Origin of the sequence: Rahnella sp. BCC 1045 (assembly GCF_019049615.1) — a bacterium.
Lineage (GTDB): Bacteria > Pseudomonadota > Gammaproteobacteria > Enterobacterales > Enterobacteriaceae > Rahnella > Rahnella contaminans.
In genome coordinates, this window is record NZ_JAFMOZ010000085.1 from 1 (window position 1) to 25,690 (window position 25,690).

Sequence of the window (25,690 nt, forward strand, 5' to 3'; positions counted from 1 at the left end):
GTCCGTGATATTAAGTCGCAGCGCGGCCAGACGAGTGGTCAGCCTGTTATCAATGACATCCTGCAAAATCTTGAGGCGGTTAACTTCATTCATCGTGAAAAACTCCGAACCGTGTGCCGTCATCAGTCGTGTCCTCAGCGGATAAAACACCTGGAACCACGACAATAAAACGGACATTTGAAAATAGCCAGATCCGGACATTTCAATTTAGCTACTACAATCAAAGTACGTATAATGTATATTATGTTAAATAAGAATACCATTAACGCACCCGCCATCAATCCACCGTCTCTCCTGCCATTTTGTTCTTTTTTCATGACTCTTCATCTGCGCTTTGATCTTCAATATCACCATAATGCACGGCCAGCCAGATTGTGATTTCATTTGCGGCTGTCCACTCCACACGGTGTTTGCATAACGCCGGAATGTTGATGCAGTCACCGGCGTGCATTACCCGCGTCTGTGTTTCGTTTTCCATTCGCAGACCCGCTGAACCTTGCAGAACCGTGACCCACTCGCTTTGTGTCTGGCAATACCAGAAATCCGGCGGACTTGCCTGGCCGGTCGAAACAATTCTCTCGATACGTAAGCCCGGCATGTTTAACAGCGCGTCGAAGGTTTCGTGTTCCTGCGCACTGGCAGTAACCGGTAAACCGGCGAATAAATTGGACAGCATGCGAACTCTCCTTTCGGCGGATTTCAGCCAATGTAAACTGACATCGCTACGTGAATTCTGAATTTATAGCAGTACCATAATGCTGCAGAATTCACGTAGCGCATTCTTCATTTCTGCCGGTTTCTGCTATAACCCGGCATAAACCTTCTCAACCTTCGCCATGTATCGTGGTGCCTGCGGCGCCGGATGATACTGACGAACATGCCAGTTAAACGCTTCCGGCGTCAGCTGATTGATCATCTGGATTGCCGTCTGGCGGTTTGCGGAAAATGTCCGCAATAAAGCACCGGCACCGTTGGCGTAAGCGACTTCTGTAGCATAGCGACGCGTCAGCGGATCGTTAATCCAGTTTAATTGCTGATGCTGTAATCCGCTCAGATATGCCGCGCCCAAATCAATGTTGGTTTCCGGGTCATGCAATTGTCTGTCGCTCGGGCAACCACGTTTACCTTTGTACCGGTATGCATCACAGCCGCTGGTCGAGGCTTTAAGTTGCATCAGCCCAATGGCATTCGACGGGCTGACGGCGTCCGGATTGTAACTGGACTCAACCTGAATGATTGCTTTAATCAGTTTCCGGTCGACTTTGTAATTATCCGCCGCATCTTCAATTTCATCGTCATAAGCGTGGGTATCGTATTTTTTATAATGCGTTTTGCCTGAGCAACCCGCCAGAATCATCAGCATAATCAGCAGGCTGATCCGTGACGGCTGTTTGAGTAATGAATTCATGAAATCTCACGGTTGAATGCGTCATTTTGGACGCTGACAAGATACCCTTAACGCCGCTGAGTATCATGGTTTAATTGAGTTTTTTCACATTTTACGTGTGCCAAAAATGCGCAATGCAAACCCCCTGCCGTTTTCATCTTCACAGGCTTAACCTGAATGCCTTATTGACTTATTTAATACAGATTGTATTTTTAATGCCATGAAAACTTTTCTGATTATCGTCCCTGACGGGGGTATGTTATTCGAAGCGGCCGGTATCGCCGACATCCTTATGCAGGCGAATCGTCTGATGCCTGCTGGCGGAACAAATTCGCCTTACCAGGTCACGGTCGCCACCACGCAACCTCACCGCGTGGTTCACGGCGTTTCCGGCCTGAATTTGCTGGCGGATCACCGGCTTTGCGACCTCGACCCTGAACTTCCCCGCGACACCATACTGATCACCGGCAAAGGGCTGACCGAAGAAGAAGGCTCGAACGTCGTTGACTGGGTAAAACGCGCTGCACCCCATGCCCGGCGTGTTGTCTCCATTTGTGGCGGAGCCATGTTACTGGCGAAGGCCGGGCTGCTGGATGGACGTCACGCCACGACTCACTGGCGATTACTGGACACGTTGCAGGCCGAATTCCCGCAGATCACCGTCGAACGTGGGCCCATCTATGTGCAGGATGGTCCTGTCTGGACTTCCGGCGGTGTCAGTTCAGGCTTTGACCTCACGCTCGCGCTGGTGGAAGACGATCAGGGTTTTAATCTGGCCAGAGACGTTGCACAGGATTTAGTGATGTTTCTGCGCAGGCCTGGTGGACAGGCGCAGTTTAGCCGCTATCTTTTGAATCAGGCCAGCGAAGGCCCTATCCGTGAGCTTCAGCTCTGGTTACCTGAAAATCTCACCGGTGATTTATCCGTCGAAGCTCTGGCTGAACGCGCCGCCATGAGCCCGCGTAATTTTACCCGGGTTTTCACCCGCGAAACCGGGATCACTCCGGCCAAATATGTTGAAGAAGTTCGCCTTAATGCAGCCAGGCAGCGGCTTGAACAAACCACGCAAGGCGTCGAGCAAATCGCACTGGTCACCGGTTTCGGCAGTGGCCTGAATTTGCGGCGTGTTTTTGAAAGGAATTTACACCTGACCCCGACGGAATACCGGGAACGCTTCTGCTCACGCATGTTGGCGTAAATAGCTCTTTTATTGTCATTTACGCCAAATCTCCTTCGGTCTACATTACATGCAGGTCTGATAATAAAGGAGTTTCATCATGGTCAAAGTTGGTATCAACGGGTTCGGCAGGATTGGTCGAAATGTTTTACGCGCCGCACTGGGTCGTAATGACTTCCAGGTCGTCGCCATCAACGATCTCACCGACAGTAAAACCCTCGCGCATCTTCTGAAATATGATTCCCTCTCCGGCACCTTAAATGCCAAAGTCGAAGCTGGCGAAGGGCAACTGTTGCTCGATGGCAGAGCTATCCGCGTCTTCTCCGAAAGAGATCCGGCAGCGATTCCGTGGAGCAGCGTCGGTGTTGATATCGTTATCGAGGCGACCGGTTTCTTCACTGAAAAAGACAAAGCCGAATTGCATATCACCAAGGGCGGCGCCAAACGCGTCATTATTTCCGCACCGGCCAAAAATGACGACATCACTATCGTGATGGGCGTAAATGACGGCGATTATGATCCTGCCAAACACAAAGTGGTCAGTAACGGCAGCTGCACCACTAACGGTCTGGCACCGGCGGCGCAGGTTCTGCATTCAACCTTCGGGATTGAGCATGGCCTGATGAACACTACGCATGCGTATACCAATAGTCAGGCGTTGCACGATCAGCCTGAGAAAGATTTACGCGGTGCGCGTGCGGCGGCGGTGTCGATTGTTCCGTATTCCAGTGGTGCAGCCAAAGCTATCGGTAAAGTCATTCCTGAACTGGATGGCAAAATGACGGGTTATTCCCTGCGCGTACCGGTTCCTGTTGTGTCGATTGTTGACCTGACCGTCAACCTGAAACGTGAAGCCACGGTCGAAGAAATCAATGCGGCATTCCGTAAAGCTTCGGAGTCTGGCCCGCTGAAAGATATTCTGGGCTACAGTGAAGAACCGCTGGTTTCCAGTGATTATCGCGGTGACCCGCGTTCTTCGATTGTTGACGGGCTTTCCACGCTGGTTATCGGCGGCAAGCTGGTGAAAATTCTGGCCTGGTACGATAACGAATGGGGCTTCTCAAACCGTCTGGTTGATCTGGCGCTGCTGATGGAAAAAAGAGGTTTATAGCCTCCTTTTTCCTGACAGACATTAATGAGACACCGCCGTAAGGCGGTGTTTTTGCAGTTGTTTCAGACAGACGCTTTGTGTTGAATAATAAATTGTATGTTGTAACTAAGTATCTCTACTTTGAATGAAATGCGTTATTCCTGCGGCTCCATTAATGGTAAATGTTGCTGATCGTGCTAATCTTACGCCACTGAAAACCTGCTTACGCCCGACAGTGAGGAACCTTTGACCACTTTACGCCGCCGCCCGGAAGCATCCATTCCCAGGCTCCGTTTCCTCCCGGAAACCATTCATATCGGCCGTCAGTTGCGCACTTACTGTGATGCCCGTTTCAAAACCATTGGGCTGACGCTCGCCCGCGGGCAGGTGCTGTTGCACCTCGAAGCCGCTCAGGGTCGCCTGCCTCAGGGAGAGCTGACCGCCCTGCTGGAAGTTGAGCATCCGACTGCCATCCGCCTGTTTGACAGCCTTGCCGAGCTGGGTTTGCTGGAACGCTGCCCCGGAGATTCCGACCGTCGTTCGAAAGACATTAAGCTGACCGACGCCGGAATTGAACTGGCGAATCAGGTTCGCAGCATGACCGATGACATTTTGATCCGCGTAATGGAAGGCATTCCGGATAAAGATATTGATGTCGCCCGCGACGTTCTCGCCAGCATCACCGCCAATATCGCCGCGCTTTAGTGGCGTTTTCCCCTTCCCGTTTTCCCCTTCCTCTGCATTAATCACTTGCGTTACTGATTTGTTATTCGTTATTTGCGTTTGTAAATATCACCAATATGAATAATTGGACTAGACACATCTGAAACGCCTTATTACATTATGTAGCAAGCTACAAACTAGTTGGGTAACGACTTACAAGGCATAACGATGACGACGCGTTCTGATTCAGATGTCCGGCAGGACGCCGGTGAATTAACAACACGGGATGCATCACCAGAAAAAGAACTCTCCGCACCACAGCCTGAAGGATTACCGAAACCGCAGCCAGCCTCGGTGCCTCCGTCACAGCATCACCCTTTTGCCGTCCGGGTCAGCACCTTCCTCTGGCACTATCCGCGTGGCCGGATTGCAGTTTATGCGCTGGCCTCGCTGATTATTGGCCTGACGCAGGGGCTGGGGATTAACCTGGTCAGCTCTAACCTGACGGGTATTCAGGGCTCGCTGGGCATTTCCAACGTCGAAAGTTACTGGCTGGTGGCAGCCTATACCGCGACCAGCGTCACCGGCACGATCCTGCTTTATAAAATCCGTACCCAGTTTGGCTTCCGGCGTTTCGGCGAATACGGGCTGCTGTTTTTTGCCGTGGCGTCTCTGGCACAAACCTTTACCCATGATTTTCAGACCGCGCTGGCCGTTCGCGCCGTCATGGGTTTTGCGATGGCCTCTCTCGGCCCGCTGGCGTTGTTTTATATGTTCGAGATTTTCCCGCCCGCTAAAAAACTGACCGCCGGGCTGTGTTTCGGGCTGGCGGGCAGCCAGATTGCCCTGCCGGTTTCACGCATTATTTCGCCGCATCTTCTCGATCTCGGTCACTGGCACCAGCTGACGATGCTGGAATCCGGTCTTTCCCTGATTTGTCTGGCAATTATCTGGATCCTGCCGCTGACGCATCCGCCCCGCGTGAAGGTATTCGAACGCATCGACTGGATCAGCTATCCGCTGATCGCCACCGCCGTCGCCTGTATGTCCGTGGTGCTGACGATGGGCCGTTATTACTGGTGGCAGGAGAAAGACTGGATAGGCGAAGTGCTGGTGGTCGGGATTATTGCGCTGACCCTGTCTTTTATGGTCGAACTCAAACGTAAGAATCCGATAATCGATTTGCGCTGGCTGATGACGCCTGAAATGCTGCTGTTCACCGGTTCGATGCTGTTTATCCGTATGCTGCTTTCCGAGCAAACCACCGGCATGGTTGGCTTTCTGAATCTGGTCGGCCTGGTGAATGACCAGCTGGTAACGCTGTTTTGCGTGATTCTGGCCGCCACCGTTGCCGGGCTGGTGGTCGTCAGCATTATTCATAAAGCGAACCGTATCGTTTACATCCATCTGTTCTCCATTGCCCTGATTGCCGTGGCCTCGCTGATGGACGCCAATTCCACTGCGGACACCCGCGCGGAACAGTTTTACCTGACACAGGGCATGATTGCGTTTGCCGGTGCCATCTTTCTGCCGACGTCCTTATGGCTGGGTTTTATCCGCGCGTTGCAGTTCGGGCAAAGCCAGATCATCAGTTTCGTGCTGGTGTTTCTGTCGACGCAGAACGTCGGCGCACAGGTCGGCGGCGCTTTCCTGGGCACCCTTCAGATATTGCGCGAGAAGTATCATTCCGCCGTTCTGGTTGAACATATCAGTTTGCAGAATCCGCTGGTGGTCGAACGGATTTCCCAATACAGCCACCTGCTGAAACCGGTTCTGACGGATGGCACACAGCTGAGCGCCGAAGGTCTGGCGCAGCTGAGCACGAAGATCACCCAGCAGGCGGGACTGCTGGCCTACAACGATGTTTTTAGAGTGGTTTTTTATATGTCGCTGGGCTGTATCGTCGTGCTCGGCGGACACATTATTGCCGGAAGGATCCAGACAAAAAAACGCGCAGCCTCCGAAGCGGTTGCCTGAATAAACAGATCCTGTTGACGAACTAAAACGAGGTATACGGACAAAGTGATGAAAAATATCTTTCGTTATCCATCCATTATTGTAGTGCTTTGCTTAGGCATTATTGGCGTGATGATTGTGTTGTACAGCTGGCAGCTGTTTCCATTTAACTCCAGGGTGGAATCGACCGATAACGCGTATATCCGGGGGAACGTTACCCTGCTCAGCCCGCAGGTTTCGGGTTACATCACCGGGGTGAAAGTGCAGGATTTTATGCCGGTGAAAAAAGGCGATGTGTTGTTTGAGATTGATGACAGCACTTACCGGCAGGAGCTGTTACAGGCCGAAGCCGCGGCGGCACAGGCGCAGGTGACGCTGCAAAACTTCGAACAGAACCGGGCGTCCGGTGCTGCCAGCCTGCAACTTGCAGAAGCGGAATTGCAAAGCGCGCAGGCAACACAAAGCAAGGCGTCAATCGATACCCGTCGCAACGGGCCATTGCTGCAAAAAGGATTGGTGTCAAAAACCACCGGAGATGAACTTCAGGCGGCGTTACTGACGGCGGAGGCCAACGTGGCAAAAGCGCGCGCATCCGTAAATATCGCACGCCAGAGTCTCGCGCTGGTGGAAGCCAATAAAGCGTCGCTGGCCGCGGCATTAAAAGCCGCGCAGGCGAAAGTTGAAGTGGCACAAATCAATTTACAGCACACGCAGATTGTCGCGCCGTCCGACGGGCAGCTCGGCGAAATCAGCGCCCGCATGGGGCAATACGTCAGTGCCGGAACGCAACTCACGTCGGTCACGCCAAAACAAGTCTGGGTGACGGCCAATTTTAAAGAGCGCCAGCTGGCGGGAATGGCTGTCGGTGCGCCCGCGTCTTTCACGGTGGATGCGCTGAACGATCATCCGTTTACAGGCCACGTGGTGCGGATTTCTCCGGCCGCCGGTTCGGAATTCAGCGTACTGAAAGCCGATAATGCGACCGGGAATTTCACCAAGATTTCTCAGCGTATCGCCGTACGCATTGAGCTGGAACCGGATCAGGCGCAGAGTGACCAGCTGCGACCGGGAATGTCCACGGTCGTCAGTGTTGATACCTCAAAGGCACCCAAAATCTGAATCAGCCGACAATATCTGAGTAGTAGCGCTGCGCAACGTCCGGATGAGAGCGCAGCCGCCCTTTCAGATAGTTGAATCCCACGTCGCGGAACAGCGGATTGAGCGGATCGCTGGCATCGCCGCGAGCTTCTTTTGCCAGTTCAGGCGGCAATGGAAAGAGCGGCACTACGGCGTCCAGCTGCGCACCGAGGAAAAAGGCCAGCGACAGCCGTTCGCCTTCAGCAGGCGGAGACACCACGCGGTGAACCGTCGCACGCAAGTAACCGTTGGTGGCCAGCTCCAGCAGTTCGCCGATATTCACCACCAGCGTATCCGCCACCGGCAGCGCATCGACCCATTCATTTTCCTCAACTTCAACCTGCAAACCACGCTGTTCATCCTGCAATAAAAAGCTCAGGAAACCCGAATCTTTATGCGCACCGACGCCCTGATTTCCCGCGCCGGCCGCCCGGCCCGGATAACGGATCAGCTTGATGTGCTCATTGGGTTTTTCGCCATACAAAGGATCAAAGGCGTCTTCCGGCAGTTTCAGCGCCAGCGCAAAAGCCCGCAATAAACGCAGCGACATCGCCGTCATTTCCCTCTGCCAGCGCAGCAGCAGCGGGCGCAACTCAGGCAACGCTTCCGGCCACTGATTCGGCCCCTGCAATCTCGCCCACGCAGGCGTTTCTGCACTTACGGATAGTTTTGGCCGTTCGGCACCGAGGTCAAACTGTTCGCGCCAGTCCGGCTGACCGCGAGTAATCTCTGACGCAGCGCGGTTATAGCCGCGAAAATGCGGAGAATTGATCATGGCGACGGCCAGCTTATCTTCTTCCGGCAAGGCAAAGAATTCCCGCGCCACGCGCTGCACGTCGTGAAGCAACGTGGCATCTACACCATGATTTCTCAGATAGAAGAACCCGATTTCGCGGGCGGCGTAACGCAGCTGCGACAAAAACGATTCACGCTCTTCTGGCGTACCAGAAAACTGACTGAAATCGACTGAAGGGATAGTTGTTGATGTCTGGCTCATTGCTGACTCCGCCGTGATTATGGGTGATAATCGTCAACGCTATCACAGCGCCGGAGCGGCCGACCAATAGCCAGATAATCTGGTTTATGCTTCGGGGTTATGAAAAAACTACGCGGGATATTAACCGGTTATAACGCGCCCGTCCGTGGGCTGCGCCGGTCAGCGGGAACCGAGATAACGGTAAACCACCGCCAGATCCTGATCGCCATAACCGCCATCCACGGCGGCCTGCCAGGTTTCACTGATGCGTTTCATTACAGGCAACTCGAGCTTACTGCCCGCTTCAATCGCCAGATTGATATCTTTCAGCGCCCAGGTCAGCTGCATCTGCGGGGTGTAATCGCCGCTTTTGAACATCGCCATTTTGCCTTTGATGTAAGGCGCCGCCAGCGGACCGCCGTCGAGCACGCCCCACAGGTCATCCGGCGTAAAGCCCAGTTCTTCGGCCAGTTGGGTACTTTCGGCGATGCCTTCCATCATGGCAATCAGCCACGCGTTAACCACCAGTTTCATTTTAGACGCGCGACCGGCTTCACCCAGCCATTTAGTGGCTTTCGAAATGGCGGCAAACACCGTTTCAACAGCTGCGCCCGCCTCACGATCACCGCTGGCCAGCACCACAATTTGCGCCTGTTCGGCGGGCGCTTTGGTACCCGAAACCGGCGCATCAAAGAACAGCACGTCCGGACGCTGTTCTTTGATGAGCGCAATCAGCGATTCAGTGGCATCGACGCCCAGCGTTCCCATTTGCGCGATAATCCCCCCCTGCTTCAGCCCGGCCAGAAGCCCGTTATCGCCCTGATAAACTTCGAGAGACGTTTTGCCGTCCGATAACATGGTAATCACCACATCGGCACCTTCTGCGGTTTCACGCGGTGTCAGGCCGCGTTGCGCGCCCGCCTTCACCAGATCGTCACCACGCGATGCTGTCCGGTTCCACACGCGGGTGGTGAAACCTTTTTTAATCAGATTGGTGGCAAATGCATGTCCCATCGCCCCCAAACCGAGCACCGCGACTACAGGTTGCTGACTCATGTCTTACTCCTTGTGCAAACGTTAAATGTATTCAAAAGGCTATCATCGCAGACCCTGCGGCGGAACCGGCTTCTGTAACCAGATGCAACAGAAGGGCTTATAATACTTAACCTCTTCCGGCGAAGTGGCGTAACATACGCGCTTTCGTGCCCGGGCTGACCCCTAATGCCCCGGCAACTCTGATTTGACTGAGAATTTTCAGGAGTCGCAGCACTATGAGTAAAGTCGTTTTAATCGGGATCATTTCCGTCATTTTTGCCCTGATGGTGCTGATGTTGGGCTCGGTCTATGTGTATCCGTGGTGGATGCAGCGCACGACTGAAGGCGCATGCAGCACCATCACCAAAGATAACGCCATCGACACTGTGACCCGCGATTACATGCAAAACCGCATTCCCAACTGGGGCAACGATAAAGACAATATGGGCACCTCCGTGCCGGTGTTGAATTTCATCAGCGATGACGTCAAAGAAGACAAAGGCACTTACCACATTCCTTTCAGCGCCAAAGGGCCGAACGGCACGCTGGGTTATGTGGCGCACTTCAACTGCTCAAACCATTACGTGAAATATTCCACCGTCGAGTAATGCCGGTTTACCTCCCCTGCAACGGCGGATTTCTGATTACAGCATTGGCCCGATAAACAAAAACCGGCACGCGATTGTGCCGGTTTTTTATTGCCTGCCCAACGGATGGTGTGGAAGAATTATTTCGCCGGTGGCAACTGACTCCAGTAGGTGCCGCTGAACGGAACCGGCAGAAACTGCGTATACAGTTCTTTCATGGTTTCCTGCGGGTCGACATCTTTAAACAGCTGCGGATACAAAGTTTTGGCAAACACTTCGACGGCGACCATGTGATACGGGCTGAGATAGAAATTATGCCAGACGCTGTACGCCCGCCCTTCGCGCACGGCTTTCAGCGTCGATAGCACCGGCTGCTTATCCATAATCTGCCGGAAACTTTGCTCCGCTTCCTGTTGCGTGACCTGTGGCCCCAGCATCAGGTTGGACACTCTTTTTCCTTCCGGTCCCGCCATGCCCGTGGTGATATACACATCCGGGTTGGCCATAATCACTTTCTCTGCGTTCAGATCTCCGTATACGCTACCAAAAGCACCTTTGGCGATGTTATCCCCGCCGGCAAACGCCAGCAGATCGGCAAGATTGCCGTGAGAAACCGTGGTGCAGCATCCTTCACGGCGACCCAGATGCAATTGCAGCATCACAGTCTGTCTTTTGCCCTGATACGCCGCAATGCGTTCACGAACGCGATCCATATGCTGCTGATAAAAAGCGATAAAGCGCGCCGCTTTCTGCGGATGATTCAGCACGTCGCCCAGCAACTTTACGCTGGGGATCGTGTTATGCAGTTGATCCACGCGCAGATCGACGTAGATCACCGGGATCCCCGCATTAGTCAGCGTGATTTCCATCTGATCGCGGTCGGTTTGTTTCTTCGCATACACCGGCAAAATCACCAGATCGGGTTTCAGCGCAATCACCTTCTCCGCATTCAGCTGCGTATAGTTGTTTTGCCCGAGCAGCGGGATGGTGGCGATTTCCGGAAAAGCTTTTACGTACATCGCCCAGCTTTGCGCATCGAGCTGCGCCATGTCGCCCGGCCAGCCAATCACGTGCTGCGCGGGGTTTCCGTCCTGCACCAGCGCCAGCGTATACAACATACGGCTTTCGCCCACCACGATCCGCTGCGGATTATCCGGCACAGTGACCGTCCGGTTAGAAATATCGGTCACGGTTCTGGCCTGCGCCAGGCCGGATAATAACAGGCAGGAAACCAGCAGAGACTGTGTGAACTTACGCATAACACCTCAAAACCCGTCACAAAGGCTGAGATGATAATGATTATCGTTATTTGTCGCAATGTGATGATTGCCCACTACTACAGGGTTTGGTAACGCGCACGCGCCAGTTTGCAGCGACGCCTGCCCGTAATTCGACTACACTGGTAGCCACTTTCCTCACAGGACGCAGTAATGATGAAAAGACTGACACAACAAGATATGACGGAAAGCGAACAACGCGAGCTGAAAACGTTGCTCGACAAAGCCCGCAAAGCTCAGGGCCGTGAGTTGACTAATTCGGAAAACAACCGGATTAAAGATGACTACATCGACAAGCTGATGGAAGAGAAAGAGAAAGTGGCCGCGCGTGCGCGTGCTGAAAAACGCCGCAATAAAGCGGTTCCAAGCACCTCAGCGACCTATGACTGGACTGCCCGCACCCATCCGCGCGGCCGTCGTTAAAAACAAACTGACCCTCTTCGTGTATTACGCAGAGGGTCAGCTCAGAACATCGCGTTAACCGCTTTTACTTCAACAACTGAAAACCGTGACTCCCGTCTTTTTCCAGCTGCGCCACCAGACCGTATTCCCAGTCCAGATAATCCTGCATCGCCTGCGCGCTCACCGCCGTGCCTTCATACGGACGCTGATAACGATCTTGCGCGTTCTCCAGATATACCGACTCGCCGCGCTCGAGTGATTCTCCGGCGTTAATCCAGCCGACCGTGCCCTTTTCCAGCAAATACGTCTCTTTACCGGTCAGCGTCGCGACTTCCGTGACAGCGTAACGCGCCAGCAAACCGCTTGTGCAGGTCACAACCCAGCGCGTTTTCTCCGGCTGTGCGGCAATGACCTGTGGAATATTGCCCCGCGTCGTCCAGACTGCGCCGGGAATTCGGCGATTACGGAAGTTCGCGCTGGTGGTGAGATCAACCACGCCCGTACTGCCTTCTGCCAGCCAGTGTTGCAGCTGTTCCGGCGTGACGGATTCCACAGCAGGCGCAGGTGCAACCTGTGCTTTCCAGTCGCCCTGTTCTGCGAAATCTTCTTCTTTGAATTCCGCGACGTACACTTCCCAGTTCATCTGCGCCAGCCAGGAAGCCGCCATCCGGGCGCGCACGCCGTCGCTGTCGGCCAGAACGACGCGCGCGCCGCGCACTGTTGCATAATGATCGGTTTCCTGAACCAGCTGACCGCCCGGAACATGCCGCGCGCCGGTGAGATGACCGGCACGGTACTCTTCCGCTGTGCGGACATCAAACAAATACAACGTCCGCTGCGGATCCTGCTGCCATTCATGAATTTGTGACAATGTCACCGAGCGCACGCCCGCACGAATTGCCAGCGCCTGCGCGCCTTTCAGGGCAATGCGGCGGGAATCTTCGCTCAGCGCCGGATAATGGGCGTGTTCCTGATGCGCCAGCGTTTGTCCCGCCAGCGTCCAGCCAATGGTGCCGTTACGCAATGCCGCAACCGGCTGCGTGAATCCGGCATTGATCAGCGATTGCGTACCGATAATGCTGCGGGTACGACCGGCGCAGTTGATGATGATTTGCGTTTTTTTATCAGGCACCACGTCGCGTAAACGCAGCGCCAGTTCTCCGCCCGGCACGCTCACGCCACCGGGAATACTCATCGCCTGAAACTCATCGAACCGGCGCACATCCAGCACAGCCACATTCGCGCCCTTTTCCTGTAACGCCTGAACTTCATTAGCCGTCAGAGACGGAGTTTTATAATGATGTTCAACCCATTCACCAAACGCCTTACTCGGCACATTCACATCAGTAAAAATCTCACCGCCCGCTTCTTTCCAGCCTGCCAGGTCCCCCGCCAGTACTGCGATATCCCGGTAACCCAGCGATTTCAGCAACGCCGCCGCGCGCGTGGTTTTACGTTCCCCGCGGCGTTCGTCATAAAACTCGCCGTTATCGTAGAGCGTGATGGCGGTCTGCCGGTTAGGAATGCGATCCGGTACTTCCAGTTCCAGTTTGGACAGCGCCAGATTGGCGGCAAAGAGCGGATGCCCGGTGGCAAACGCCCCTTCTTCACGCAGATCAACCAGAGCCACTTCCTGCCCGTCACGCAGGGCCTGATGCAGTTGTGAAAAATGACGCAGAGGTAACGGATGAGATTCAGACATGAGTGTTCTCTTTTGACAGATCCCAGATATTGGGAATGTACGAATTGGAATAACCGGAGATGAAGGCTTTCTCGGTGCCGTCCGGCAGATAAACCGCCCGCGACACCGCACCGATATTGCCGCCGTAGACGTGAATACTGACTGAAACCCGGTCGTCATACAGGTTGCTGACCTGATGAATATCGAGCAAATCCGGCGCGATTTTTTCCACATTGCCTGGCTGTAACGTCACGGCAGCGCCTTCAGGATGCAAACTGCCGTCGCTGTGGCGGACATAGTTCTGGCTGGTTTCCCCGCCGCGCAGCATGCCAATCAGCCCCCAGACGCGGTGATCGTGCACCGGCGTTTTCTGCCCCGGTCCCCAGACAAAACTGACAACGGAAAAACGTGAAAGCGGATCGGCATACAACAGGTATTGCTGATAATGCTCAGCGTGCGGCTGCGCGGTATCCTCCGGCAGCCAGCCGTCAGTGCTGACGAGCTTTTCCAGCAACGCACTGCCCTGCGCCAGTATTTCGGTCTGCCCGTGAGGCTCCTGCACCAGCCGGGTAAAATCCGCCAGAAACTGCCGCAGCGGTGCCACCTGTAAAGCCACCATACCTTCACCTCTTTCATCTATAAGCGATCCTGATTTCACTCAGGCTAACACCGGTCAAACTCAAGCAAAATGCATTTTATGGATAAGCTAATATGCAATTCACACATAAAAATGTGCGGTGGGATCCAGCGTCACCGGTGGAATTGTTTTATCCTGTGGAGACGCACAACGTTTACTTTCTGATACTGAGTCCCGATGAAAATTGAAGATTTGACCGCTTTTGTGGCGGTTATCCGGTTGCAGTCAACGCGACTTGCAGCTGATGAGCTGGGGCTGACGCAGCCGGCAATTACCCGCCGGGTGCAGAATTTCGAAGAGTCGCTGGGTATTCCGCTGCTTAACCGCCAGACCAAACCCCTGAAACCGACGCTGATGGGCAACCGCGTTTATCAGCAGTGCCGTCATATTCTGCGTGAAGTGGATGCGCTCAGCGATCTGGTCGCCGCCGACAGCCCGCCTTCCGGTCTTTTACGCCTCGCCGTGCCACAAAGCCTGAGCGAAGGCAGTCTGCTGCCCGCGCTGAAGAGTCTCTCCGCGCAGTTCCCGGATATTCAGCCGCGCCTCTCCAGCGGCTGGGGAGAAGAATTGTTGTTACGCATTCAGCGTCAGGAACTGGAAGCTGCCGTGGTGCTGTTTCCGGCCAGCAAGCAATTCCCCGAGGGCGTGGAAAACCAGCCACTCGGCGCGGTTGACCTGGTGGTTGTCGGCCCGAAAACCACCGGCACCCTGCCGCAGCGGCTGGAAGATTGTTATCAGCGCGGCTGGATCCTCAATCCCGAAGGCTGCGGTTTTCGCGCCGCCCTGCAACGCGCACTGACTGAGCAGGGTTTGCCGCTGCTCATCAATCTCGAAGCCTTTGGTACCACGCTCCAGTTATCGCTGATCGCAGAAGGTCGCGGGCTCGGCCTGATGCCTAAACCGCTGGTCGAACGCCATCCGCTGCGCGATGAGCTTGAAATTTACGCCCTGAAAGATTTCGCCCCGCGAAGCCAGCTATGGCTGGTGTATCCGAATGTCCCGGCGAGTCAGGTTCCGGCGATTGATGCGTTTGCGGCGGCCGTGGCAGAGGGGCTGGATCTTGGGATTGCCGCCCAAACGGGCCTTAATTCCAAATTCTAAACCTTGGGTTGCCACCCAAACCGGCCTCAGGGGTGGCTTATCGCCGCCACCCCTAAGAACCCTGGGCTCTTTCACTGCGCGCTACCGCTCGCTGGCTATGTTTCAGCAACTATTGTTATTGCCGCGAAAAGTTGCCGCTATGCGGTTCCCTCACTCGGTTTCGAGCCATTAGTCTCGAAACACTTCGTTCGGCAAGTTTTCTGAAAGCGGCCGGAGGCTTATCCAAATTTAGCGGTATTTTTTAAATAACAATCAGCAGTAAGGTTACGAACTAAAAAGTCTCTGGCCGCTTTCAAAACGACGTCGAATGAGTGATGAGAAACAGCGAGAGTTTTTTTTCGAGCAGGTTCGAATCCGAAATGAGAGTACCGCGCAGCGGCGGCGTTTGCGGCACTAGCCGGAGCCGCTGGAAAATAGCCAGCGAGCGGTAGCGCGCAGTTAAAAAGCGCGGGTGTCCAGAGGGCGCGCGCGTTAACGCGCCCTTTGGGCCAGTTTGGGCGGCGAGCCCAAGGTCTTGATTTTGGCCTGAGGCCAGTTTGGGTGGCAACCCAAGGTTTTGCCGGTTTGGGTGGCAACCCAAGGTTTTGCCGGTTTGGGTGGCAACCCAAGGTTTTGCCAGTTTGGGCGGCGAACCCACGGTCTTGACTCATGCCCACAGCTAAAGCCCAGCCCCATACAATGCACATTTTTTATATTAGCTTATCCATATAATTAATTTTTAACATAGTAGCATCCCGTTTATGGTGATAACTCCTGCCAGCGCAGCCACCATCCCGCTGGCCTCTGACCCGAGGAGTGACAGCCCGTGAGCGTGCAATTTATTGGTATGATCGGCCATCGTCTGGCATCTGAAATCATCCCGCCGACCGGCCCGATTTTTGATAAGCAATACATCGCGGATTTCGCCCGTGCCCATGAAAACGCCGGTTTTGACCGCATTCTGGTGGCATACGCTTCTGACCAACCCGACGCATTTCTGGTGACCGCCCATGCCGGTGCCAGCACTTCGCGCATTCATTTCCTGCTGGCGCATCGTCCCGGTTTTGTCGCACCGACGCTGGCTGCCCGTAAACTGGCGACGCTCGATCATCTGCTCGATGGCCGTCTGGCGGTACACATCATCAGCGGCGGCAGCGATGCTGAGCAAAAACGTGACGGCGATTTCGAGCCGAAAGATTCCCGCTACCGCCGCACCGACGAATACATCGATGTGCTGAAACAGAGCTGGTATTCGGAAAAAGGCTACAACCACCAGGGCGAGTTTTATCAGGCGGAAAACGCCTTCTCCGCCATCAAACCTTTCCAAAACCGCTTACCGGTCTTTTTCGGTGGTTCGTCTGACGACGCCATCCGCGTAGCCGGTAAACAGGCCGATGTTTTTGCGCTGTGGGGCGAACCGCTGGACAGCGCAAGGGAAACTGTTGAGGCGGTGAAAGCCTCTGCGGCCAGACATCAGCGTGAGATTGATTTCAGCATTTCTTTCCGCCCGATTCTGGGCAATACCGAAGAAGAAGCCTGGGCAAAGGCGGATGAAATTCTGACGAAAGCCACCGCGCAGCAGGCGGAAAAAGGGACGGCGCTGGCACCCAAACCGCAAAGCGTGGGTGCGCAGCGTTTACTGAAAGCCGTGGCACAAGGCGACCGTCTGGATTCCTGCCTGTGGACCGGTATCGCCGGGCTGATTGGCGGCGGTTCTAACTCGACCGCACTGGTCGGCACACCGGAACAGGTTTCCGATGCGCTGCTGAAATATTACGATCTGGGGATCACCACGTTCCTGATCCGCGGTTTTGATCCGCTTAATGATGCCGTTGAATACGGCAAAAGCCTGATCCCGCTGACAAAGCAGAAAATCGCTGCACGGCAGGCACACAATAAAACCGACGCAACCACGCTGGTATAAGGAACCTTGATGCGAGTGAATGTGAAAAGTCTCCTGCTGCTGGCAACGCTTATCAGTGGCACGTTTGCTGCCAGCGCCGAACAAATCACCCTGCGCGTTGCCGACCAGAAAGGGAATATGCGGGCACAGCTGGAAGCGGCGAATAAACTGGACAATCTGCCCTACAAAATTGAATGGTCAGAATTTCCCGCCGCCGCCCCGCTGGCGGAAGCCCTGAATGCCCAGGCCGTGGATGTCGGCATTATTGGCGATGCGCCGCTGCTGTTTGCCGAAGCGGCGGGCGCGCAGGTGAAAGCGATCGCCGTCGACAAATCTGACGCTTACGGCACCGCGTTGCTGGTGAAAGCCGACAGCCCGATTAAATCGGCGGCGGATTTGAAAGGCAAAAGCATCGCCACCAACCGCGGCTCTATCGGGCATTTCGTGGCGCTGAAAGCGCTGGCCTCCGCCGGGCTGAGCGCCAAAGATGTCACGTTCCGTTTTCTCCCGCCGAGCGATGCGAAACTGGCGCTGACGCAGGGTTCCGTAGATGTGTGGGCGACGTGGGAACCCTACACCGCATTTGCTGAAACGCAGGATCATCTGCGTGTGCTGGTGAACGGGCGCGGTTTGTGGTCGGGGAACAGCTTCCTTGCAGCGACTGACACGGCGCTTAAAGATCAGGGTAAACGTCAGGCGATTGCGGATTACCTGCAACGGCTGAGCGACGCGCAGATCTGGGCGTATAAAAATCTGGATGCCTACAGCGAAAAGCTGGCGAAGATTATTGGCTTCCCGCTGGACGCGGCGAAGCTGTCGTTTGAACGCCGTAAATCCTACTGGCAACCCATCGACGCTGACACGGAAACGCAGCAACAGCAGACTGCCGATTTCTATCATGCACAGGGTCTGTTGCCGGTCGCGCTGAATGTCACCGGCACCTTTGACCATTCTTTCCTGCTGAAATAGCGTCACGCGGTTTCTACCGCACCTTCATAAACACCGGCTTCGTGCCGGTGTTTGCATTTTTGCCTTCTCTCTTTGTGCGCTATAACACACTGATAAGCCGTGTTTTCCCTCTGTTTCGCAAACTGTGAACTGCCGCCCTGTACGGAAAATTCAGACGTGGTTAATAGAAGACGTCGCCCGTCATCAGGCTCAGCTAACAGGATGCAGCATGGAAAATTACGCGAACAAAAGTGGTGATTCACAGGTTGTCAGCTTCCAGATTGATGCCAACTCGATCAAAGTCCGCTTCAAAAACAATCACGTTTATCTCTACGATATCCGCCATCCCGGGCCGGAACATCTCGAAAAAATGAAAGAGCTCGCCCGCGCCGGTTGGGGGCTGAACACCTACATCGAAAGCGAAGTGAAAACGGATTTCTCGTCGAAAGTTTTCTGACACCAGGACTGCGTTTCCGGGCGGTTGTGAGCCAGCCGCCTGCGTTTTGTGTCCCGTTTCAGCGCAAATTACACCTTGTTAACAATCAGCTGTGACAACCTCCGCTGAACCCGCTAGTCTTCGTTATTATCCAGTGTTTTAACGGAAACCTCGCCATGACCCGAAAAATTGTTAAGCAATACAAAGCCTATCGTGATGATATCCGCGATCTGCAAACCCGCCGTCCGGTTCCGGGGCCGGAACTCGAGCAGCTCGACCCTTTCCTGTTTCTCAATCATCACGGACCGCAGGTTTATGCACCGGATAATCTTGGTTTACCGTTCGGCCCGCATCCGCATCGCGGATTTGAAACGGTCACGTTTATCCTGCGCGGCGAACTGGCGCACAGCGATACCGGTGGCCATGAAAGTATTATCGGCACCGGCGGCGTGCAGTGGATGACAGCCGGTTCGGGTCTGATTCACTCTGAACTGTCACCGGAAGCGTTCAAACGCCACGGCGGTGAACTGGAAATCTTGCAACTTTGGGTGAATTTGCCGTCACAGCTGAAAATGACGCCGCCGGGTTATGTCGGTTTACAGGCACAAGACATCCCGCAAATTCCGCTGAGCAGAGGACACGGCGAAATCAGCCTGATTTCCGGCAGCGTTGCAGGCGTAACCGGCCCGATAAAATCACTGACCGATGTCACCCTGATGACCGTTCAGATGAGCGCGGGTAGCGAAGTGACATTGCATGCGCCAGCGGCACGACAGGTCTTCCTGTATACGGTGAAAGGACGGCTGAAAATTGATGATATTCTGGCGCAGGCCTGGCATCTGATTGAAATGGATAACAGCGATGACCTCGTGACGATCACCGCAACCGATGACGCCACATTCCTGTTCGGGCACGCCGATAAAATCAATGAACCGGTGGTTTCTCACGGCCCGTTTGTAATGAATACGGTGCAGGAAATTAATCAGGCCATTCTGGATTATCAGGCCGGAAAGTTTGATGTGAAGCTATGAGGAATTTTATTAGCAAGGGGTAAACCCACCCCCATCTCAACCTTCCCCTCGTGAGAGGGGAAGGAGCAGAACTTAGATTTTCAGTTTCACGTAGTCAATGGCACGGCTGATGATCCCGCCCTGCGCCACGTCTTCCAGCGCCACCAGCGGCACGGTTTTGATGACTTTACCGTTATCCACGATATTAATGCTGCCCAGTTCCTGGCCTTTTTTCAGCGGCGCGTCAATCTGCGGATTGGTCAGCACGTACTGCGCTTTCAGTTTGTCGGCGTCAGACTGCGGAACGCTGATGAACACATCGCTCAGGGAACCGACTTTCACCTGAGGATTCGCACCGAACCAGACGTGCTCGCTGGAAACGGTCTGATTCGCCTTGAAAATCTGCTTGCTGGTGTATTCACGGAAGCCCCAGGTCAGCAGTTTACGTGCCTGTTCTTCACGCCCTTTTGCACTTTTCCCGCCCATAACGACGGCAATCAGACGACGGTCGCCCTGCGTGGCGGACGCGATAATGTTGAAACCGGCGCTTTCGGTGTGACCGGTTTTCAGGCCATCGACTTGCAGGTTTTTATCCCACAACAGGCCGTTGCGGTTCTGCTGGGTGATATTGTCGTACGTCAGCGATTTCTCAGCATACATACGGTATTCCTCTGGCTCGCCGCCGATAATCGCACGGGAAAGCTTTGCCAGATCGTAGGAGGTAGTGAACTGCCCCGGCGCATCCAGACCGTGTACGGTTTCGAAATGCGTGTTGGTCAGGCCCATGCTGACCACGTACTGGTTCATCATGCCGACGAAGGAATCCTGGCTTCCGGCCACGTAATCCGCCATCGCCACACACGCGTCGTTGCCGGAAGTAATGATGATGCCGCGGATAAGATCACGCACGGAAACGCGGTCGCCCGGTTTAAGGAACATCAGCGAAGAACCTTCGAGGCTTTTGTTACCGGCCACCCAGGCTTCCTGAGGAACGGTCACCACGTCGTCCATGGTGATTTTTTTGTGGTCCAGCGCGCGGTCGATAACATAACCAGTCATCAGTTTGGTCAGGCTTGCCGGGTTGCGGCGGTCGTCCGGGTTCCCGGCGGCCAGCACATCACCGCTGGCGTAATCCATCAGCACGAAGGACGCGGCATCGATACTCGGTGGCACAACCGGGAAATCCAGTGGAGCGACAGCTTTAACGCTGCCTGCGGAGAACATCAACACACAAGAGAGGACACTAATTACACTACGTTTCACTGAATCATCCTTAAACGCGCCTTACCGGCAGGCGCAAAATGCAAACCTGCCAGCAGATAAAAAAATACGGAATATTATTTGCCGCATAGGGTGCCCTAAATCGTCGCTCAGAAAAACCCTTAGTCTTTTGCTAACCATTTCATAGTGAAACGGTTCTGTTACATCTTGATCTTAATTTGACCAAAAACCTCACATGGTGCCGTCATCACCCTTTCTTATCGCAACCCGCTGTTTTAACTCCGTGTGATAATCACAACGCGCGTCGCATTCTGCCGGTCAAAATCCGTTATTCGTGCAGATTTTTGGGCAATAGACAGATCTAATCACACCATCATGGCATTCGATTAGACGCCGCTCCATCTCCCTCCTAAACTTGTGACATAAAATTAACAATCGGATTAACAATTCACCGTTCTGATTGTTTACAGACCAGACAAAAACCACCTGCGAAGCATAACTATGAAATTTAAAACTGAGATCAAACCCTACCACGGCGCGGCCGGTGGCTGGGGTGCACTGGAATCCACTACCCGTTTCGTCTTCGACAGTAAAAAAGTCCTTTCCAATCTGCGCAACCTGATGCGTGTTAACAAAGGTCGCGGATTTGACTGCCCGGGTTGTGCCTGGGGTGATGATAACCACAGTACGTTCAGTTTCTGTGAAAACGGCGCAAAAGCCGTCAGCTGGGAAGCCACCCGCAAAGCGGTTGAGCCGGAATTTTTTGCCCAGCACAGCGTGACCAAACTGCGCGCGCAGAGCGATTACTTCCTCGAATATCAGGGCCGCCTGACCCACCCGATGCGCTATAACCGCACCACCGACCATTACGAACCGATCAGCTGGGACGCCGCATTTTCGCTGATCGCCAGCCATCTTAAAGGCCTTGAAAGCCCGGATCAGGCAGATTTCTACACCTCCGGCCGCGCCAGTAACGAAGCTTCTTATCTTTATCAGGTCTTTGGCCGTATGTTCGGCACCAACAATTTCCCTGACTGCTCGAATATGTGTCACGAAGCCAGCGGCGTGGGTCTGAAACAAAGTATCGGCGTCGGTAAAGGCACCATCCGTCTGGATGATTTCGAAAAAGCGGATGCGATTTTCGTTTTCGGCCAGAACCCCGGCACTAACCACCCGCGTATGCTGCACAGCCTGCGTCATGCGTCTGACCGCGGCGCAAAAGTCGTCAGCTTCAATACCCTGCGTGAACGGGGTCTGGAACGTTTTGCCGATCCGCAAAAACCGCTGGAAGTGGTCACACCGAAAGCCGGTCGCATCAGTTCTGCTTATTACCAGCCGAATCTTGGCGGAGACATGGCTGCCGTGCGCGGTATCGTGAAAGCGTTATTGCAGACGCATCGCGAGCGCATTGCGTCCGGCCAGCCTTCCCTGTTTGATGAAGAATTTATTGCGGCAAACTGCGCCGGTGTGGACGAGTATCTGGCTATCGTCGATGACACCAGCTGGGACAAAATCACTGAACAGTCCGGCCTGAGTGAGCAAGACCTGCGCGAAGCCGCGGCGATTTATATGAATGCTGAACGCGTGATTTGTACCTGGGCGATGGGGGTGACGCAGCATAAACATTCCGTTCCGACCGTGCGTGAAATCACTAACCTGCAACTGCTGTTCGGTCAGCTGGGTAAACCGGGTGCCGGTTTGTGTCCGGTGCGTGGTCACAGTAATGTGCAGGGCAACCGCACAATGGGGATCGATGAGAAAGCGCCGAAAGCCCTGCTCGATGCCATGGAAAGCCATTTCAAATTCACTCCACCGCGCGTTCCCGGCCACAATACCGTTGAAGCGCTGGAAGCTATGCTGCGTCATGAAGCCAAAGTGCTGATTTGCCTCGGCGGTAATCTGGCCGCAGCGGCGCCGGATACGCCGCGTACCGAACAGGCACTGAGCAATCTGGATTTGTCCGTGCAAATCAGCACCAAGCTGAACCGCACGCACCTGACGCCGGGCGCTGAAGCGCTGATCCTGCCAACGCTGGGGCGTACTGAGCTGGATATGCAGGCGACCGGTTCGCAGTTCATCACCGTGGAAGATTCTTTCAGCATGGTGCATGCGTCCGAAGGCGTGGGGATTCCGTTGTCGAAAGAGCAGCGTTCAGAAACCGCAATTGTCTGCGGTATCGCCAACGCCGTGCTGGGCGACAAATACCTGGACTGGATGGCGCTGGCCGACGATTACAACCTGATCCGCGACCATATCGAAGCGACAATCCCAGGATTCAAGGATTTCAACGCGCGCTGTGATATCAAAGGCGGTTTCTATCTGGGGAATGCGGCTGCCGAGCTGAACTTCAATACCCTGAGCGGCAAAGCCAATTTCAGCGCCGCGCCTTTGCCCGATGTGCTGATCCCAATGGGTGACCAGAATGCACCGTTTACGTTGCAAACTTTGCGCTCTCACGACCAGTACAACACCACCATTTACGGCCTTGATGACCGTTATCGTGGCGTGTACGGCCAGCGCGAAGTGCTGTTCATTCACCCGCAGGATCTGGCCGATCTGGGCCTGAAAGACGGCGAACTGGTGGAAATCGAAACGCTGTGGAACGACGGTATTGAGCGCAAGGTGACCGGGTTTAAACTGGTCAGCTACGACATTCCGCGCGGCAATCTGGCCGCCTATTATCCGGAAACCAATCCGCTGGTCCCGATGTCCAGTTTTGGTGACCAGACACACACGCCAACTTCTAAAGCCGTTCCGGTGACAATCCGTCGCTGCGAACAAAAAGTCGACCTGCAACGTATCGCATAACCCGTTCTGCGGGATGCGCCGTAAATCTCCCCTTTTGCTTCAGGGTTATGAGGCAAAAGGGGCAGATGCCGCTTGCCCGCAGGGGCTGAATCGCGTAAAACTGTCTGCCGCTAATCGAGCCACATTAACCCTAATTCTCTGGACGATATGTTTCAAGATAACCCGCTGCTCGCGCAGCTAAAACAGCAACTTCACTCTCAGACTCCACGTGTCGAAGGCATCGTGAAAGGGACTGAGAAAGGCTTTGGCTTTCTTGAAGTAGACGGTCAAAAAAGCTATTTCATTCCGCCTCCGTACATGAAAAAAGTCATGCACGGTGACCGCGTAATCGCCTCGCTGCAAACCGAAAAAGAGCGTGAAGTCGTCCAGCCGGAAACACTGGTTGAACCTTTCCTCAGCCGTTTTGTGGGCCGCGTGACGAAAAAAGACGACCGTCTTTCTATCATCCCCGACCATCCTTTATTACGTGATGCGATCCAGTGTCGCGTTGCGCGCAACATCAATCACGAAGTCAGTGACGGCGACTGGTGTGTGGCCGAAATGCGCCGCCACCCGCTGAAAGAAGGCGATCACAGCTTCCAGGCTGAAATCACTGAATGGATCACCACCGGCACTGATGATCTCGCGCCGTGGTGGGTCACGCTGGCCCGTCATAATCTCGAACGCGAAGCGCCAAAATCTGATATCGCACAACTGCGCGATGAAGGCCTGACCCGCGAAGATCTGACCGCCCTGCCATTTGTGACCATCGACAGCGGCAGTACACAAGACATGGATGACGCGCTGTATGTGAAAGACAACGGCGACGGCACCCTGCTGATGACCATTGCGATTGCAGACCCGACGGCTTACGTCAGTGAGGGCAGCGAACTCGACAATATTGCTAAAAAACGCGCATTCACTAACTACCTGCCGGGCTTTAACATCCCGATGCTGCCGCGTGAATTGTCTGATGATATCTGCTCCCTGTGGCCAGATGTGAGCCGCCCTGTTCTTGCGTGTTCTGTTACGCTGGGCACCGATGGCGCACTGGGCAGTGATATTCGTTTCTTCGCCGCCACCATCGAATCAAAAGCCAAACTGGCCTATGACGATGTGTCCGACTGGCTGGAAGCCAATGAGAAAAGCGCATGGCAACCGGCCAGCGATGTGATTGCTGATCAAATCCGTCTGCTGAAACGCGTCTGTGACGTGCGCAGTGCATGGCGCACCGAACACGCGCTGGTGTTTAAAGATCGTCCTGATTACCGCTTCGTACTGGGTGAAAAAGGCAACGTACTTGAAATCGTCGCTGAGCACCGCCGTATCGCTAACCGCATCGTTGAAGAATCCATGATTGCCGCCAACGTCTGTGCCGCTATCGCCCTGCGCGACAGCCTCGGTTTTGGCGTTTACAACGTGCACACCGGTTTTGATCCGCTGCTGGTTGAAAATGCGGTTACCGTGCTTGCCGCCAATGACCTTGAAGCCAATGCTGAAGAACTGCTGACGCTGCCCGGTTTCTGCGCCCTGCGCCGTAAACTCGATGCGCTGCCAACGCAGTTCCTCGACAGCCGCATCCGTCGTTTCCAGACTTTCGCAGAAATCAGCACCACGCCGGGGCCGCATTACGGCCTGGGACTGGAAGCTTACGCGACCTGGACATCACCAATCCGTAAATACGGCGACATGGTGAACCACCGTCTTCTGAAAGCGATGATCCTGCAACAGTCTGCTGAGAAACCTCAGGACGACATGACCGTTCAGCTGGCCGAACGCCGCCGGGCGAACCGCATGGCCGAACGCGACGTCGGTGACTGGCTGTATGCGCGCTATCTGGAAGATAAAGTCGGTACTGATGTGAAATTCTGCGCTGAAATCATTGATGTGACCCGCGGTGGTCTGCGGGTGCGCCTGCAAGACATCGGCGCGGTGGCGTTCATCCCTGCTCCGTTCCTGCACAGCGTACGCGACGAGCTGGTATGCAGTGCAGATACCGGCACCGTGCTAATTAAAGGCGAAGTCGCCTATCGTCAGAGTGACATCATTGACGTAAACATTGCGGAAGTTCGCATGGAAAATCGCAATGTGATTGCTAAGCCTGCCGTCTAGGTTTCGCTTTTAGCGGACGGAAAAAACCGGTCTCAGTACCGGTTTTTTTATTCCCTCAGAATATTTTTCACTTGCAGTGATGACAAAATCTTGGGTTGCCACTCAAACTGGCCAAAGTTCAACACCGTGGGCATCGGCCCACACCGACTTGGGGGGCGGCCTATCGCCGCCACCCCCCAAGACCCCCC

23 protein-coding genes are annotated in these 25,690 nt (G+C 54.5%); 14 read left to right on the forward strand and 9 right to left on the reverse strand.

Features of this window, described 5'->3' with window-relative positions; genetic code table 11:
* Nucleotides 1-313: 313 nt before the first annotated feature.
* Together J1782_RS02265 and J1782_RS02270 are read right to left on the reverse strand one after the other, a co-directional pair.
* Nucleotides 314-676: a cupin domain-containing protein gene (locus tag J1782_RS02265; protein WP_165057564.1), complete on the reverse strand. Its 363-nt coding sequence runs from the start codon at nt 674-676 to the stop codon at nt 314-316.
* 126 nt (nt 677-802) lie between these two features.
* The gene (locus tag J1782_RS02270) at nt 803-1,408 is read right to left on the reverse strand and encodes a transglycosylase SLT domain-containing protein (RefSeq protein ID WP_152326244.1); all 606 of its coding nucleotides are present in this window, start codon (nt 1,406-1,408) and stop codon (nt 803-805) included.
* A gap of 199 nt (nt 1,409-1,607) precedes the next feature.
* On the opposite strand from J1782_RS02270, the gene J1782_RS02275 reads away from it, so the two are divergent.
* The 5 genes from J1782_RS02275 to J1782_RS02295 all read left to right on the forward strand — a co-directional run bounded on the left by J1782_RS02275 (nt 1,608) and on the right by J1782_RS02295 (nt 7,392).
* Entirely contained in the window at nt 1,608-2,585 is a 978-nt protein-coding gene (locus tag J1782_RS02275) for a GlxA family transcriptional regulator (protein WP_217152293.1), read from the forward strand.
* A 79-nt stretch (nt 2,586-2,664) separates the two neighbouring features.
* Complete coding sequence (gene gap, locus J1782_RS02280) at nt 2,665-3,675, forward strand: type I glyceraldehyde-3-phosphate dehydrogenase (protein WP_152326246.1); 1,011 nt, start codon at nt 2,665-2,667, stop codon at nt 3,673-3,675.
* 225 nt (nt 3,676-3,900) lie between these two features.
* The gene (locus J1782_RS02285; protein ID WP_152326247.1) at nt 3,901-4,359 is read left to right on the forward strand and encodes a MarR family winged helix-turn-helix transcriptional regulator; all 459 of its coding nucleotides are present in this window, start codon (nt 3,901-3,903) and stop codon (nt 4,357-4,359) included.
* 186 nt (nt 4,360-4,545) lie between these two features.
* Nucleotides 4,546-6,294, forward strand: coding sequence for an MFS transporter (locus J1782_RS02290; RefSeq protein WP_217152294.1), 1,749 nt, complete (start codon nt 4,546-4,548; stop codon nt 6,292-6,294).
* Nucleotides 6,295-6,342: 48 nt separating this feature from the next.
* A complete protein-coding gene (locus J1782_RS02295) occupies nt 6,343-7,392 on the forward strand; it encodes an HlyD family secretion protein (RefSeq protein ID WP_152326249.1) in 1,050 nt (349 codons plus the stop codon).
* A gap of 1 nt (nt 7,393) precedes the next feature.
* Here the strand turns inward: J1782_RS02295 and J1782_RS02300 are convergent, their stop codons facing one another.
* Nucleotides 7,394-8,407: an isopenicillin N synthase family oxygenase gene (locus J1782_RS02300; protein ID WP_217152295.1), complete on the reverse strand. Its 1,014-nt coding sequence runs from the start codon at nt 8,405-8,407 to the stop codon at nt 7,394-7,396.
* A 159-nt stretch (nt 8,408-8,566) separates the two neighbouring features.
* The gene (locus J1782_RS02305) at nt 8,567-9,442 is read right to left on the reverse strand and encodes an NAD(P)-dependent oxidoreductase (RefSeq protein ID WP_217152296.1); all 876 of its coding nucleotides are present in this window, start codon (nt 9,440-9,442) and stop codon (nt 8,567-8,569) included.
* Nucleotides 9,443-9,657: 215 nt separating this feature from the next.
* Here J1782_RS02305 and J1782_RS02310 point away from each other — a divergent pair, with 215 nt between their 5' ends.
* Nucleotides 9,658-10,029: a protein YebF gene (locus tag J1782_RS02310; protein WP_104922019.1), complete on the forward strand. Its 372-nt coding sequence runs from the start codon at nt 9,658-9,660 to the stop codon at nt 10,027-10,029.
* Between the two features lie 119 nt (nt 10,030-10,148).
* Here the strand turns inward: J1782_RS02310 and J1782_RS02315 are convergent, their stop codons facing one another.
* Nucleotides 10,149-11,267 carry an ABC transporter substrate-binding protein gene (locus tag J1782_RS02315; RefSeq protein WP_217152297.1) on the reverse strand — a complete coding sequence of 373 codons (1,119 nt, stop codon included), beginning with the start codon at nt 11,265-11,267 and terminating at the stop codon, nt 10,149-10,151.
* A gap of 174 nt (nt 11,268-11,441) precedes the next feature.
* On the opposite strand from J1782_RS02315, the gene J1782_RS02320 reads away from it, so the two are divergent.
* On the forward strand, nt 11,442-11,708 hold the full coding sequence (locus J1782_RS02320; RefSeq protein WP_095922033.1) for a DUF3811 domain-containing protein: 267 nt from the start codon (nt 11,442-11,444) through the stop codon (nt 11,706-11,708).
* Nucleotides 11,709-11,772: 64 nt separating this feature from the next.
* Here J1782_RS02320 and J1782_RS02325 read toward each other — a convergent pair whose 3' ends face one another.
* Nucleotides 11,773-13,389 carry a rhodanese-like domain-containing protein gene (locus tag J1782_RS02325; RefSeq protein WP_217152298.1) on the reverse strand — a complete coding sequence of 539 codons (1,617 nt, stop codon included), beginning with the start codon at nt 13,387-13,389 and terminating at the stop codon, nt 11,773-11,775.
* The gene (locus J1782_RS02330) at nt 13,382-13,987 is read right to left on the reverse strand and encodes a cysteine dioxygenase (protein ID WP_152326254.1); all 606 of its coding nucleotides are present in this window, start codon (nt 13,985-13,987) and stop codon (nt 13,382-13,384) included. Before J1782_RS02330 ends, J1782_RS02325 begins: the two co-directional genes overlap by 8 nt.
* A gap of 195 nt (nt 13,988-14,182) precedes the next feature.
* On the opposite strand from J1782_RS02330, the gene J1782_RS02335 reads away from it, so the two are divergent.
* Nucleotides 14,183-15,106 carry a LysR family transcriptional regulator gene (locus J1782_RS02335; RefSeq protein ID WP_152326255.1) on the forward strand — a complete coding sequence of 308 codons (924 nt, stop codon included), beginning with the start codon at nt 14,183-14,185 and terminating at the stop codon, nt 15,104-15,106.
* 292 nt (nt 15,107-15,398) lie between these two features.
* Here J1782_RS02335 and J1782_RS02340 read toward each other — a convergent pair whose 3' ends face one another.
* On the reverse strand, nt 15,399-15,743 hold the full coding sequence (locus J1782_RS02340) for a hypothetical protein (RefSeq protein WP_217152299.1): 345 nt from the start codon (nt 15,741-15,743) through the stop codon (nt 15,399-15,401).
* Nucleotides 15,744-15,911: 168 nt separating this feature from the next.
* On the opposite strand from J1782_RS02340, the gene J1782_RS02345 reads away from it, so the two are divergent.
* The 4 genes from J1782_RS02345 (at nt 15,912) to J1782_RS02360 (ending at nt 19,403) form a co-directional block, all read left to right on the forward strand.
* Nucleotides 15,912-17,009, forward strand: coding sequence for an LLM class flavin-dependent oxidoreductase (locus tag J1782_RS02345; RefSeq protein ID WP_152326256.1), 1,098 nt, complete (start codon nt 15,912-15,914; stop codon nt 17,007-17,009).
* Between the two features lie 9 nt (nt 17,010-17,018).
* On the forward strand, nt 17,019-17,957 hold the full coding sequence (locus J1782_RS02350; protein WP_152326257.1) for an ABC transporter substrate-binding protein: 939 nt from the start codon (nt 17,019-17,021) through the stop codon (nt 17,955-17,957).
* Between the two features lie 208 nt (nt 17,958-18,165).
* Nucleotides 18,166-18,393: a hypothetical protein gene (locus J1782_RS02355; protein ID WP_015697366.1), complete on the forward strand. Its 228-nt coding sequence runs from the start codon at nt 18,166-18,168 to the stop codon at nt 18,391-18,393.
* A 155-nt stretch (nt 18,394-18,548) separates the two neighbouring features.
* Entirely contained in the window at nt 18,549-19,403 is an 855-nt protein-coding gene (locus tag J1782_RS02360; RefSeq protein WP_217152300.1) for a pirin family protein, read from the forward strand.
* A 72-nt stretch (nt 19,404-19,475) separates the two neighbouring features.
* Here J1782_RS02360 and J1782_RS02365 read toward each other — a convergent pair whose 3' ends face one another.
* Nucleotides 19,476-20,645, reverse strand: coding sequence for a serine hydrolase (locus tag J1782_RS02365; protein ID WP_152326259.1), 1,170 nt, complete (start codon nt 20,643-20,645; stop codon nt 19,476-19,478).
* Between the two features lie 459 nt (nt 20,646-21,104).
* On the opposite strand from J1782_RS02365, the gene J1782_RS02370 reads away from it, so the two are divergent.
* On the forward strand, nt 21,105-23,411 hold the full coding sequence (locus J1782_RS02370; RefSeq protein WP_165057589.1) for an FdhF/YdeP family oxidoreductase: 2,307 nt from the start codon (nt 21,105-21,107) through the stop codon (nt 23,409-23,411).
* Nucleotides 23,412-23,558: 147 nt separating this feature from the next.
* On the forward strand, nt 23,559-25,502 hold the full coding sequence (locus J1782_RS02375; RefSeq protein ID WP_217152301.1) for an exoribonuclease II: 1,944 nt from the start codon (nt 23,559-23,561) through the stop codon (nt 25,500-25,502).
* The last annotated feature ends 188 nt before the right edge of the window (nt 25,503-25,690 follow it).